This is a genomic window from Geotalea uraniireducens, from assembly GCF_027943965.1.
Lineage (GTDB): Bacteria > Desulfobacterota > Desulfuromonadia > Geobacterales > Geobacteraceae > Geobacter > Geobacter uraniireducens.
Genome location: NZ_AP027151.1, coordinates 1912012 through 1925867 on the forward strand (window position 1 = coordinate 1912012; position 13856 = coordinate 1925867).

Annotated in this window: 8 protein-coding genes; 6 read left to right on the forward strand and 2 right to left on the reverse strand. The window is 63.8% G+C overall.

Annotation, left to right across the window (positions count from 1 at the left end; translation table 11 throughout):
- Nucleotides 1–31: 31 nt before the first annotated feature.
- Complete coding sequence (locus QMN23_RS09030; protein ID WP_282003560.1) at nt 32–3670, reverse strand: carboxypeptidase regulatory-like domain-containing protein; 3639 nt, start codon at nt 3668–3670, stop codon at nt 32–34.
- A 257-nt stretch (nt 3671–3927) separates the two neighbouring features.
- Nucleotides 3928–7605 carry a carboxypeptidase regulatory-like domain-containing protein gene (locus QMN23_RS09035; RefSeq protein ID WP_282003561.1) on the reverse strand — a complete coding sequence of 1226 codons (3678 nt, stop codon included), beginning with the start codon at nt 7603–7605 and terminating at the stop codon, nt 3928–3930.
- 854 nt (nt 7606–8459) lie between these two features.
- Here QMN23_RS09035 and pyrR point away from each other — a divergent pair.
- The 6 genes from pyrR to QMN23_RS09065 all read left to right on the forward strand — a co-directional run bounded on the left by pyrR (nt 8460) and on the right by QMN23_RS09065 (nt 13823).
- Nucleotides 8460–8996: a bifunctional pyr operon transcriptional regulator/uracil phosphoribosyltransferase PyrR gene (pyrR, locus tag QMN23_RS09040; RefSeq protein ID WP_282003563.1), complete on the forward strand. Its 537-nt coding sequence runs from the start codon at nt 8460–8462 to the stop codon at nt 8994–8996.
- A 20-nt stretch (nt 8997–9016) separates the two neighbouring features.
- On the forward strand, nt 9017–9952 hold the full coding sequence (locus QMN23_RS09045) for an aspartate carbamoyltransferase catalytic subunit (protein WP_282003843.1): 936 nt from the start codon (nt 9017–9019) through the stop codon (nt 9950–9952).
- 75 nt (nt 9953–10027) lie between these two features.
- Nucleotides 10028–11302: a dihydroorotase gene (locus QMN23_RS09050; RefSeq protein WP_282003565.1), complete on the forward strand. Its 1275-nt coding sequence runs from the start codon at nt 10028–10030 to the stop codon at nt 11300–11302.
- 70 nt (nt 11303–11372) lie between these two features.
- Nucleotides 11373–12494, forward strand: coding sequence for a glutamine-hydrolyzing carbamoyl-phosphate synthase small subunit (gene carA / locus QMN23_RS09055; protein ID WP_282003567.1), 1122 nt, complete (start codon nt 11373–11375; stop codon nt 12492–12494).
- A 93-nt stretch (nt 12495–12587) separates the two neighbouring features.
- The gene (locus tag QMN23_RS09060) at nt 12588–13490 is read left to right on the forward strand and encodes a radical SAM protein (RefSeq protein WP_282003568.1); all 903 of its coding nucleotides are present in this window, start codon (nt 12588–12590) and stop codon (nt 13488–13490) included.
- Nucleotides 13491–13493: 3 nt separating this feature from the next.
- A complete protein-coding gene (locus QMN23_RS09065) occupies nt 13494–13823 on the forward strand; it encodes a DMT family protein (RefSeq protein WP_282003569.1) in 330 nt (109 codons plus the stop codon).
- Nucleotides 13824–13856: the final 33 nt, after the last annotated feature.

Here is a 13856-nt window from a genome sequence, read left to right on the forward strand (position 1 = left end):
TGGACAAACTGCCGGAGCGGCCGATGGACTGCTACTTGAAGAAGACCATGCCGCCGGAACCATCGGAGAGGTAGATGCGGCCGTTGGCGATGGCCAGGTCGGTGGCTTCCGCTGCGGTGTCGGTGCGGGAGACGAGCAGTGGCGCCGCCGGGTTGGTGTAATCGATCTTGAGCAGGCCAGCCTCGGCGTACGCTACGTAGAGGTAGAGCGTGCCGTTCTGCATGGTGTACTGGAGGCGCATCGCCCCGCCGGCAATCGTCTCATAACCGACGGTCTCATCGAGGGCGAAGCGTCCCAGGGCAGCCGGGCGGTAGTCGTAGACGACCATGCCGTCGAGGGTCTTGAGGAAGATTTCGGTGGCATCGACCCCGACCGGGAGCGGGGCAACCAGATCGCTCATGGCGTAGCAGATCACCCCGAACGAGTCGTAGGTGAAGTAGGCCCGGTCGCCGATCACCTTGACGTCGATGGCCTGGCCGTCGGCCACGCCGATGTCGCCGTCCTCGATCTTGATCGGTTCGAAAACCTTGACGATCTTCATGTCGGCGATGTCGGTGATATCCACCACCCCCACGCCGTAGGGGCCGGCCGCGACGACGGCGTACAGCTTGCCGTCGGCCGGGTTCTGCCACAGCTCGATGCCGGAGGCGGTGCCGAGCAGCGGGTCACCCTTGTTGGCGCCGATGTTGGCGACGAAGAAGCCGCTCTTGGCATTCGACGGGTCCTTGGTCACATCGTAAACGGTGATGCCGTTCGGGCCGTCGGCCACATAGGCGTAGTTGCCCCGGAATTCCACGTCGTAGGCCTTGTCCTGGAAGGGAAGGGCCTTGACGGTAAAATCGGAGTTGTGCTCGAAGATGTCGTCGCGCTGCAGCTTGAGGAGGAGCGGCGCGCCGACCTGGCCGGCCCCCGCTTCCACCTGGTCGATGGGGACGCCGCGCATGCCGTTGCCGATGCACTGGGCCCAGGTCGTGCCGTGGGCCAGGTCGATGACGTTACGGGCGGTGTGGGAGGCGGGATAGATGGTTTCGCCGTTGTAGACTTCCGGGTACTCGTCCTGGAGGGTGTTGGCAACCAAGTGGACGCTGTCGGTCGGGTAGCCGAGCGGATCGAGCAGGTTGAAGGCCAAGACCCCTTTGGGACCGTTGGAGAGGTAGAGATAGCGGTCGCTGGCGGCGATGCCGTTGCCGTTGCCGATGGAGATCGGCTGGGTGGCGGTGCCGTCGACGGCGGCGCCGATCTCGTCGGTGGTGGGGAAGTAGCCGACGATCGCGAAGCGGTCGGCCATCAGCGGCGCGGTGAGGTTCCTGACGTCGACGAAGACGAATCCGCCGGCGCTGGAGGCCTCCAGGACGTCGACGTTGCCGGCCGTATCGAGTGCCAGCGGTTCGTTGAGGAGCAGGGTGTAGCCGTGGCCGTTCAGCTCGGCGGTCGCCAGCAGGCACGGCGCCTGGTAGAAGGCCCAGGGGAGCGACTCGTTGTCCAGCGGGTCGTAGGGGCTCATGTCGTAGGAGGTGATGTCCTCGTAGTCGGGGACATTGTCGTCGGCGACGCCGTTGGTATCGTTGCTGTAAGGCGGGTTCGGCCCGTGCCAGCTCAGTTCCGGCGTCGCAGCGCTGTCGAGGATGACCAGCCCGGCAAAGTGGTCGGTCAGGAAAACCTGGTTGCCGGCGACGCGCACGCCGGTGACGCCCGACTCTTTCAGCATTCCCGCCCCCTCATAGGGAAGGATGCTGGCCGGCAGCGAGTTGGTCTCATAGGGACCATTGACCGGCACGGCGGGGAAGTAGCCGAGATAGGCCGGCGCGGTCGGGGCGGTGACATCCACCGCCACGACGCCGCCCAGCGAGTAGGCGATATAGGCGATGGTCCGGCTTCCCTGGACGGCGACCGCCACATCCTGGGCCTTGTAGTACCAGAAGCCGTTGCGGGCGAAGTCCGCATAGGGGGTGAGGCCGGTGCCGGTCCCCTTCATCACCACCAGGATTTCGTACTGGACCTGACGGTAATCGGGCATGCCGGTGAAGTCGTCCAGGTAGATGTCGCCGGTGGCCGTATCCTGGCCGACGCTCTGGCTGACCGCCATGGCGCCGAAATAGTCCTCGGTCCGGGCCTCGTCGGTATAGAGGTTGTAGCGGCCGAGCCAGCCGAGGGAGGCGGCATCGTAAATGTTCAGCCCGAGGGCGCCGAGGCTGGCGTAAAGTTTGCCGTCGACGAGCTTGATGCCGATCGGGCCGCCCCAGGGGTTCTCGCCGGCATACTGCAGGGTGTAGAGCTCGGCGTCGATCAGCAGGGTGCCGTCGGCCTCGACGGTGCCGTTGATCAGGTTGGCCAAGGCGGTCTTGTGGAGGCCGTAGGCAAAATCGGCGATCCAGAGGGTGGTGCCGTCGGTTTCGGTGGCGGTGATCGGCGCCGTGGTTCCCTGGATGACCTGGTCCGGCCAGATGGTGCCGCCGGTATCGGTGAAGGTGATGCCGGCCTGATAGTAGTTGACCGGCAGGATCCTGACCAGCGTCGGCAGGGTCGGGTCGGTGATGTCGACCGCCGCGATGCCGGACGGGCCGCAGGAGACGATGGCATAGACGGTGCCGTTATAGGTGACGACATCGATATCGAAGATGAAGCCGGGTAAGGTCAGGGAATATACGCTCCCCTTGCTGGTGCCGACGGTGGTGAGTTTCAGGACGTTGCCGACGTTGAAGGCGCTCCAGGTGGCGCCGCTATAGGTAAATTTGGCGATGGCGGTGGTAGAGCCGCCGATCTGGACGTTGGGGCCGAGGAACGGATAGATGTCCACCGGCTGGACGGCCACGGTCACGTCCCGAGAGGTGGCAACGCCGTCGGCGCCGGTAACGGTAAGCCGGAAGATCAGATCGGTTTCGACCGCCACGTCGAGGCCGCTGACATCAGCGGAGGCGGCGGTGGCGCTGGTGCCGGCAAGCGGGACCCGTGGCCCGGCCACCTGGCTCCACTGGTAGCTGACCGGGGTGCCGGTAATGGCTGCCAGAAGACCGATCGAGGTGGCGGCATGCTCGGCAATGGTCGATGGGGTGGCGGTAACGGAATTGATGGTCACGCCGGCGGACGCCATGGTGAAGTTGAGGGTGGCGGATGCATTGGCGGTGATGGTCGCCGGCTTGCTCTGGGCGGTATAGCCGGTGGCGGTGCAGGTGACATCGTAGGTCCCGGCAGTGATCGCGGCGATGGTATAGGCCCCGCTGGAATTGGTGGTGGCACTGTAACCGCCGGTCGAGGTGGCGACCGTCGCGCCGGCGATGGCAGCGCCCGCCGAATCGGTGACCGTCCCGGTCAGGGTCCCGGTGGTAACGGTTGCCGCGGTCAGGGCGAAGTTGACGACGGTCTTCACTCCCGCCTTGAGGACTGCCGAGGCGGTGGCGGTGTTGTAGCCCGTAGCGCTGCAGGTAACGGTGTAGGTGGCCGGCGGCAATGCCATAGAGTAGCTGCCGGTTGTGCCGGTAGTGGCGGTGTAGGTGCCCGTGCTGCCGACCGCCTTGATCGCGGCGCCGGCGATGGCTGTCCGGCTCCCCGAAATGGTGACCTTGCCGGTCAGGGTGCCGGTCGACGAGGTTGCCGCAAGGCCACCGCTGGCAATGAACAGCGAGCAGACGAGCCAACCGACGATGGTTATCCAGATTCTTCCTTTCCTCATTCTCTTCCTCCCGATACAGTTGATTGCTATTGATGCCGATGTATTGCTCCCGGTGGTCGTTCCGCTCCTCCTTTCTCGGGAAAAGTCGTTTCCGGCGCTCGCCGGGAGACGCCCGGGCCGGTGCCGTTCCCCGGTTGGGCTGGTCGTTTCGCTTTCGTGCACGAGGATAGGAACGGCAATTTTCGGCTGATCTGGCGGCAGAGGCGGGTGGTCGGAGAGTGGAGGGCAGGGCCGTGAAGCCCTGCCCTTCGTGCTGCCTACTTGAAGAACAGCATGCCGGCGCTGCCGTCGGCAGCGTAGAGCCGGCCGTTGCTGATGGTGACGGCTGAGCATTCGCCCACCGTCGATGCCACGCCGGCCAGGACCGGATTTGCCGGGTCGGTCCAGTCGATCTTGAGTACGCCGGCCTCGGCAAAGGCGACATAGAAGACCAGCCGGTTGTTGACCAGGGTGTAGTCCATCTTCACCGCGCCGCCGGCCCACTCCTCATAGCCGGGCACCAGCTGCAGCTTGAAGCGGCTGACCGCCACCGGCCGGTAGTCGTAAACCAGGGTGTCGGTGGTGTTCTTCTGCCAGGCCTCGGTCGGGTCGGTGCCGGCGGGGAGCGGGGCGATCAGGTCGGAGAGCTTGTAGCAGACGACGCCGAAGCTGTCGTAGGTGAAGTAGGCATAGTCGCCGACCACCTTGACGTCGACGGATTGCCCGTCGGCGGCGCCGACTTTGCCTTCCTCAATCTTGATCGGTTCGAAAACCTTGATCAGCTGCATGTTCAGCACGTCGGTGACTTCCGCTACCCCGACGCCGCGTGGGCCGGCCGCGACGAAGGCATAGGACTTGCCGTCGGCCGGGTTGGTCCAGAGCGCGATCCCCGAGGCGGTGCCGAGCGGCGGCTTGCCGCTCCCCGCTCCCAGGTTGGCGACGACGAAGCCGCTGTTCATGACGGTCGGGTCCTTGGTGATGTCGAAGACGGTGATGCCGTTACTGCCGTCGGCGGTGTAGGCGTAGTTCCCCTTGATCTCCACGTCGTAGGAGTGATCCTGGTACTGGATCCCCTTGACGGTGCCGAAGTCGCCATTGTGTTCGAAGAGGTCGGTTGGCTGGAGCGGCAGCAGCAGCGGCATGCCGATGGCGCCGAGGCCGCCTTCGACCCGGGAGACATCCACCCGGCGCAGGCCGAGGCTGGAGCTTCCCGACCAGGCCACCTGATGAAGCGGATCGTAGACGACGTTGGCGGCATGGGAAGCCGGGTAGATGGTGGTGCCGTTGTAGACTTCCGGATATTCGTCCTGGAGGGTATTGGCCACCAGGTGGATGTTGTCGGTCGGATAGCCGTCGTTGTCGACGATCTGCCAGGCGGAGATGCCGTGGGGGCCGTCGGCGTGATACAGGTACTTCTCGGAAGAGGCGATCCCCACCGAGTGGCCGATGGAGATGGCCTGGCCGGCGGTGGTGTCGACCTTGGCGCCGATTTCGTCGGTGGTCGGGAAGTAGACCGGCACGCGGTAGCGGTCTGCCATGGTGGCGGCGTCGAGGTTGACGATGTCGACGAAGTTGAAGCCGCCGGCGCCGGAGCAGGCCAGCAGGTCGACGTTACCGGCAGCACCGAGATCCATGCTGTCCATGAGCAGGATCCGGTTGCCATGGCCGTTGATCTCGGTGGTCACCAGCTTGCAGGGGGCCTGGTACATCCATTTGGGCATCGACTCGTTGTCGAGCGGATCGTAGGCGGTCATATCGTAGGAGGTGACGAACTCGGTATCCGGGAAGTGATTGCCGGCGATGCCGTCGGTGTCGTTGTTATAGGGACCGTTGCTGTTCCGCCAGCCGGTTTCCGGGGTCGCGGCGAAATCGACGATGACCAGGCCGGCGAAGTGGTCGGTCAGGTAGGCGTAGTTCCCCCTGATCTTGACATCGATCACTCCCGAATCCTTCAGCATCCCTGCCCCGTAATAGGGGAGCAGGCTCTGGGATTTGGTGCCGGTGATCTTGTCCGGGCCATTGGCCGGCACCGCCGGGACGTAACCGAGGTAGCGGCCGGTGAGGAAGGCGGCCGGGGTGGCGCCCTGGTAGCCGGTGATGTCGACGGCGATCAAACCGCCGAGCGAGTAAGCGATGTAGGCGATGGTGCGGCCGTTGAACTCGGCGACATCCACCCCCTGGGCCTTATAGTAATATTTCCCGTAGCGGTCGAAGTCGGCCCATGGCGTCGGCGCCACTACGTCATTTCTCATCACCTCGACCAGTTCGAAGTTGGTCTGGCGGTAGTCGGGCATGCCGGTCACGGCGTCGATAAACGGTTCACCGGTGGTGGGGTCTTTCTGTACGGTCTGGCGGATGTCCATTCCCATGAACCAGTCTTCGGTCATCGTGGTATCGGTATAGAGGTTGTAACGGCCGATCTGCTCCAGGGTGGCGGGGTCGAAGATCCCCAGCCCCAGCTCTTTCATACAGACAAACAGTTTGCCGCCGTAGAGCTTGAGGTCGATGGGGCCGCCCCAGGGATTCTCGCCGGCAAACTGCAGGGTGTAGCGGTCCAGTTCGACGAGCAGCGTGCCGTCCGTTTCCAGGATCGGGCCGGCTGCGCCGAGCAGGTTGGCCAGGGCGGTCTTGTGCAGGCCGTAGTCGCTGTCGGCAATGTAGAGGGTCGTGCCGTCGGTCTCCAGGGCCGCCACCGGCGCCGCCGTGCTGGAAATTACGTTGCCGGTGAGGATGTCGCCACCCCCCTCGGTGTAAGTGATGCCGTCCCGGTAGTAGTTGAGTCGGGCAACGTTCACCTGGCGCAGGGCGGTCGGGTCGGTGATGTCCACCACCACGATCCCGGCGGTCCCGGCGGAGAGCAGGGCGTAATTCACACCATTGAAAGTGACCAGGTCGATGTCGTTGATGAAGCCGGGGGCGTAGAGCGAATAGACGGCTCCTTTGCCGATGCCGATCGGCGTGACGCACAACCGGTTGCCGATGTTGAAGATGCTCCATTCGGCGCCATTGAAGGGGAACTTCTTGACTGCGGTGGTGGAGCCGCCGATCTGGATGTCGGCGCCGAGCACCGGGTACATGTCCGCCGGCTGGACAAATACGCTGACCTCCCGGGACGTCGGTACGTTATCGGCGCCCGTGACGGTAAGCCGGAAGACCAGTTCGGTGTCGACCGCGACGCTCAGGGCACTGACGTCGGCGGTGGCGGTGGTGGCGGCGGTGGCGGTCAGGGGGACCTTGGGACCCTTGACCTGGCTCCACTGGTAAGAGGCGACCGTTTCGGACAGGGTAGCCGCCAGGGAGACGGTACCGGCGGCCGCTTCGGTGAACAAACCGGGCGTGGCGGTCAGTGACGGGATACTGATGGTGACGGGAGCCATGGTTGCATTGCTGGTAACGGTTGTCCCTGCGTTGACGGCGAGCTGCTTGGTGATGGTGGCGAAGCCCGTTTTGGCAACGGTTTCGGTGTAGCTGCCGGCGGCTACGTTGGCGATGCTGTAGTGGCCGGCGGTATCGGTGGTCGTTGCGTAGCTGCCGGGGCTCAGGGTAACGGCTGCCGCCTGGATCGCGGCCCCGGTGGCACTGCTGGTAACGGTGCCGGTGATAGTGCCGGTCGTTGCGGCCTGTTTTGCCAGGGCGAAGTTGAGGGTGGTCTTGATGCCGCTCTGGATGGTGGCTGCTGCGGTCTTGGCGCTGAATCCCGGTGCCGTACAGGTTACCGAATAGCTGGCCGGTGGTAGCGCTACGGAATATGAACCCTTGGCATTGGTGGTTGCGGAAAATGTTCCCGCGCTGCCAGCGGCGGTTACCGTGGCTCCGGCAATCCCCGTCGACGAACCGGCAATCGTGACTTTCCCTGCCAGCGTGCCGTCTGCCGCAATGGCGGCGCCGGTGCCCAGGCAGAAGCCCAGTACCATGATGAAGAACAGACTCGGCCATCGTCTGAAATTCGTACTCATTTGCTTGCTCCTTTCCTTTCCCTTTCGTTGTCCTGCCTGCATCCTTCCGAAACTGTCGGCCCTCCTTTCCTTGGTTGTTTCGAGTCCCTCCTGTAATCCGGAATGTTTCCGGCGGTTTCCGCTCATTGCGCCGACCCTCACGATGTACAAAGATCGGCGAAGCAACGCCGGTGCCAGCATGGTGTGCAAACGTTAATTAGCCAATATTAAAGAGTATTCGGGAAAATCCCCGGGCGTACCGCGGGGAAAAGGGGGCAACCACGGTTGCCGGATTTTGCCAGTCATTGCCCGCCTTGCCTGGTCTATCGCCATAACGTAGCGGTTGCAGGGCGTTCCTTTCCCCTGTAGCGATGCAGGCAACAATGGTTGCACCGCAACTTTCGTTGCGGGGGTTCGACCTGTTGCCTCTGCGTTCTGTCCTGGCCTGTGCCGTCTCAGGGCGATAACTTCGGCTGCGGGTGCTTCGTTCCGTGGGCATATCGTAACAATTGGGCGACTGCGGGCGGGAACCTGGCAAACTGCGGGGGTCCGAGGCAAAGAGTGTGGAAAATATCATTAGCAAATTTTATTGCAAGCAAAAAGTGCCGGCGCTGGGGAGGGCCTCGGGATGAATTCGTCGCGCGGATGAAAAACTGCCTTGACTCTCTGGCGGGGTGATGCTATCTTCCTTGAAAAATCAGCTTCTTCCTTTTAATTTAACCCCGTGAGGTTAGAAAAGGTGGCAATGTTCGGACTCCTGAGACAGTCTTGAGAGAGCCTTTCCGCCTGCGCGTGGAAGGGCTCTTTTTCGTGATGCGCTTGCAGCTGGCAGGGGAGCGGTCAGACGACCGGCTTCCCGGGGAAAGGGGGCGAAGATGGGAGCAGAGAAAACGGTCATCCTCGATGGTGCGGGAGTCAGACGGGCACTGACGCGGATCGCCCATGAGATTCTCGAACGAAACAAGGGGGTAGCCGATCTGGTGCTGGTCGGAATCAGGACCGGTGGGGTCCACCTGGCCCGCGAGCTGTCGCTCCGGCTGGAGGAGATCGAGGGGGAGCGGCCGCCGGTCGGGGAGGTGGACATCACCCTGTACCGCGACGATTTCAAGGGGCACACCCCCCATCTGCCGGTCGGCAAGACCGATATCCCCTTCGCCATTGAAGGGAAGAAGGTGGTGCTGGTCGACGATGTGCTCTTTACCGGCCGGACCATTCGGGCGGCGCTGGACGCGCTGATGGATCATGGCCGGCCCGACTGCATCCAGCTGGCGGTGCTGGTCGACCGGGGGCACCGGGAGCTGCCGATCCGGGCCGATTTCGTCGGGCGCAACGTCCCGACCAGCCGCAAAGAGAATATCCTCGTCACGTTTGATGGTGATAACCGGCCGCTCGAGGTGGTCCTGGAAAAATGACGCACGACAAGGGGGGGACGATGGGGTTCAAGCACAAGGATATCATCGGATTGCAGGGCCTGACGCGCGAGGAGATCGAACTGCTCCTCGATACCGCCGAGAACATGAAGGAGATCATGGGCCGCGACATCAAAAAGGTACCGACCCTCCGCGGCAAGACGGTCGTCAACCTTTTCTACGAGGCGTCGACCCGGACCCGGACCTCTTTCGAGATCGCCGCCAAGCGGCTGTCCGCCGATACGATCAATATTTCCGCCTCCACCAGCTCGGTGACCAAGGGTGAAACCCTCTCCGATACGGCGCGCAACGTCCTGGCGATGAAGCCGGACATCATCGTCATGCGCCATGCCGCTTCGGGCGCCCATCACTACCTGGCCCAGCGGGTTTCCTGCTCGGTGATCAATGCCGGCGACGGTGCCCATGAGCATCCTTCCCAGGGGTTGCTCGACATGCTGACCATGCGGCAGAAGTTCGGCCGGCTCGAAGGGCTGAAAGTGGCCATCGTTGGCGACATTACCCACAGCCGGGTCGCCCGCTCCGACATTTTCGGCCTGACCACCATGGGGGCCCAGGTCTGCCTGGCCGGTCCGCCAACCATGATGCCGCCGGGAATCGAACGGCTCGGCAACGTCGTGGTCTGCAGCGACATGCGGGAGGCGATCAGCGGCGCCGACGTGGTGATGATGCTCCGCATCCAGCTGGAGCGGCAGGGAAAGACGCTGTTGCCGACCCTCCGCGAATACGCCCGTTACTACGGCCTCAACCCGGAAAAACTGAAGCTGGCCAAGCCGGAGGCCATTGTCATGCACCCCGGGCCGATCAATCGCGGCGTCGAGCTCTCCTCCTACGTGGCGGACGGCGATCAATCGGCCATCCTGACCCAGGTGGAGAACGGGGTGGCGGTGCGGATGGCGATGCTGTACCATGTTTCCGGTGGCGAGCTGCCGACGGCCTGAAACGTCCCCGGTCGCGTCAATGACCGTACCGGGGCCGAATCCAGAAATGAAAACCAAGATTCCGCGAGGTGACCAATGAATCTTTTGATAAAGGGCGGCCGGGTGATCGACCCGTCGCAGGGGATTGACGGAACGTTCGACATTCTCGTCGAGAACGGGCTGGTGAAGGAAGTCGGCAGTATGCTGCCGGCGCCGGCGGGGACCGAGACGGTAGACGCTGCCGGCCTGATCGTCACCCCCGGGCTGGTCGACATGCATGTCCATTTGCGGGACCCGGGGCTGGAGTACAAGGAAGATATCGTCAGCGGCACGAAAGCGGCGGCGGCCGGCGGTTTCACCACCGTTGCCTGCATGCCGAATACCAAGCCGGTCAACGACAACAAGGCGGTGACCAGCTATATCATCGCCAAGGCGCAGAACGAAGGGGTCGTCAACGTCGTGCCGGTCGGCGCGATCACCCAGGGGAGCAAGGGGGAGGCGCTGGCCGAGATGGGCGACCTCAAGGAAGCGGGCTGCGTAGCGGTTTCCGACGACGGCCACCCGGTGACCAACTCGGAGCTGATGCGCCGGGCCCTGGAATATGCCAAGGGGATGGGGATCATGGTGATCTCCCATGCCGAGGACCTGTCGCTGGTGGGGGACGGGGTGATGAACGAAGGCTTCACCGCCACCGAGCTCGGCCTGAAGGGAATTCCATGGGCAGCCGAAGACGCGGCGGTGGCCCGCGATGTCTACCTGGCTGAGTGTACCGCTTCGCCGCTCCATGTGGCTCATATCTCCACCGCCGGTTCGGTGCGGATCATCCGCAACGCCAAGGCGCGGGGCGTCAAGGTCAGCTGCGAGACGGCGCCGCACTATTTCTCCCTGACCGACGACGCGGTCCGCGGCTACAACACCAACGCCAAGATGAACCCGCCGCTGCGAGGCGCCGCGGCCGTGGCGGCGATCAAGGAGGGGCTGCGGGACGGAACCATCGATGCTATCGCCACCGACCATGCGCCGCACCACCTGGACGAGAAGGACGTTGAGTTCAATATCGCCCTCAACGGCATCGTCGGCCTGGAGACCTCGCTGCCGCTGTCGCTCAAACTGGTCGAAGAGGGGGTCCTCACCCTGCCGGCGCTGGTTGAGAAAATGTCCTGCAACCCGGCGCGGATCCTCGGCCTCGACCGGGGGACACTAAAGGTCGGTGCCGTTGCCGACCTGACGGTCATCGATCCGAATGCCGCCTGGACCGTGACGGCGGAAGGGCTGGCCAGCAAGTCGAAGAACTCGCCCTGGCTCGGTGAGCCAATGAAGGGTGGCGCGGCGTACACCATCGTTGGCGGAAAAATCGTCTATCAACGTTAATGCCGTCCGGGGCTGCTTTCGAGCTCGCCCCGACGGATCGTTTCAATAATTTGCAGACAGGAGCATGTTCATGAAAGCAGTGCTAGCGCTCGCGGACGGGCGCGTTTTCGAGGGAAAATCGTTCGGTGCCGCCGGCGAGGCGACCGGCGAGGTGGTCTTCAATACCGCCATGACCGGTTACCAGGAAGTGCTGACCGACCCCTCCTATCGGGGGCAGATGGTCACCATGACCTATACCCAGATCGGCAACACCGGGATCAACCCCGAGGATATCGAGAGCAAGCAGCTCTACCTCTCCGGCTTCATCGTCAAGGAGTACCTCGACTGTTACTCCAACTGGCGGGCGACCATGAGCCTCGACGCCTACCTGAAGGAGAACGGGGTGGTCGGCATCCAGGGGCTCGACACCCGGGCCCTCACCCGGCACCTGCGGGACAAGGGGGCGCAGAACGGCATCATCTCCACCATCGACTTCGACCACGAGAGCCTGGTGAAGAAGGCCCGGGCGGTACCGAGCATGGCCGGCCTCGACCTCGCCAGCGGCGTCAGCTGTACCGCGCCGTATCACTGGAGCGAGAAGCTCTGGGAGCTGGAGGCGGGATATACCGCCGCTGCGCCGCCGGAGCTGAAGTACAAGGTGGTCGCCTATGATTTCGGCATCAAGTACAATATCCTCCGCTGCCTGGTGTCGGCCGGCTGCGACGTGACGGTGGTTCCCGCCACCTTCCCGGCGGCGGAAGCGCTGGCGATGAACCCGGACGGGATCTTCCTCTCCAACGGCCCCGGCGATCCGGAGCCGATGACCGAGGTGATTGCCAACATTCGCCAGTTCGTCGGCAAGAAGCCGATCTTCGGCATCTGTCTCGGTCACCAGCTGCTCGGGCTGGCGCTCGGCGGTAAGACCCTCAAGCTCAAGTTCGGCAACCACGGCTCCAACCTGCCGGTAATGGACCTCGATACCCGGCGGGTCGAGATCACCGCCCAGAACCACGGCTTCTCGGTCGATATCGTCTCCCTCGGCCACGCCTGCGAACTGGCCCACGAAAACCTCAACGACCAGACGGTCGAAGGAATGAAACACAAGGAGCTGCCGATCTTCTCGGTCCAGCACCACCCGGAGGCGTCGCCCGGCCCCCACGATTCGCATTACCTGTTTGGCCGGTTCGTGGAAATGATGGAGCGCTGCAAGTAGGCGGCGACCGCTTTCCCGCCAGCCCGGCATTACCCGGGGGCTCCTTCCGGGCGTCGCCGGGCTGGCGAAGAATCGACCGCCGGACGATTTAACGTGAACTATCTCGATCTGTACACATCGGGCGAGCTGCTGGCGCGGGTCAAGGCGGCCTACGCCCGGCTGCGCAGCTGCGATCTCTGCCCGCACCGCTGCGGGGTGGACCGCCTGGCCGGTGCCGTCGGCAGTTGCGGGGCGGGGGCGCAGGCGCGGGTTGCCTCGGTCAGCGTCCATCACGGCGAGGAACCGCCGATCTCCGGCAGCCGCGGTTCGGGGACGATCTTTTTCTCCCACTGTACGCTGCACTGCCGGTTCTGCCAGAACTTCCCGATCAGCCAGCTGGGAAACGGCAACGACCTGACACCGCGCCAGCTGGCGGAAAAAATGCTCGGGCTGCAGCGGAAGAGGGTGCACAACGTCAATCTCGTCACCCCGACCCACATGTTGCCGCAGATCCTGGCGGCGCTGTACCTGGCGGTGCCTCGGGGATTCACCCTGCCGCTGGTCTGGAACTCCAGCGGCTACGAGACGGTGGATGCGCTGCACCTGCTCGATGGGGTGGTGGATATCTACCTGCCCGACATGAAATATGTTGCCGAGGAGCCGGCGGTCGGCTTCTCCGCGGCGCCCGGCTACCGGGCGGCGAACCGGGCGGCGGTGGTCGAGATGCTCCGGCAGGTGGGGCATTTCACCGCAGATGATAATGGTATCGGCGTCCGCGGGCTGATCATCCGTCATCTCGTCCTCCCGGAAGGGGCGGCGGGGAGTGGGGAAACATTCCGCTGGATCGCTGCACTGCTGGGAAAAGAAACCCACGTGGCGTTGATGAACCAGTATTTCCCGGCCCATCGGGCGCCGGAAACCCCCGGCCTGCAGCGGAAGATCACCGCCGACGAGTATGCCGCGGCGGTGGCGGCCCTGGAAGCGGCGGGGCTGGAGAACGGCTGGGTGCAGGAATAGCGGATGCGAACGATTGCTTTACTGGCGCTGTCGAATGTGTTCATGACCTTTGCCTGGTACGCGCACCTGAAGAACCTCCGGGCAGCCCCCTGGTACATCGCGGTGGTGGCGAGCTGGGGGATCGCCTTCTTCGAGTACCTGGTGCAGGTGCCGGCCAACCGGCTCGGCTACGGCACCTTCAATCTCGGCCAGCTGAAGATCCTCCAGGAGGTGATCACCCTGACGATCTTCATCCCCTTTGCCGTTTTTTACATGGGACAGCCGCTAAAGCTCAACTTCCTCTGGGCGGGCTGCTGTCTGGCGGGGGCGGTCTTCTTCATCTTCCGGGGGTGACATCGCCTTCGCCGCGCAATCGGTACATGGTGC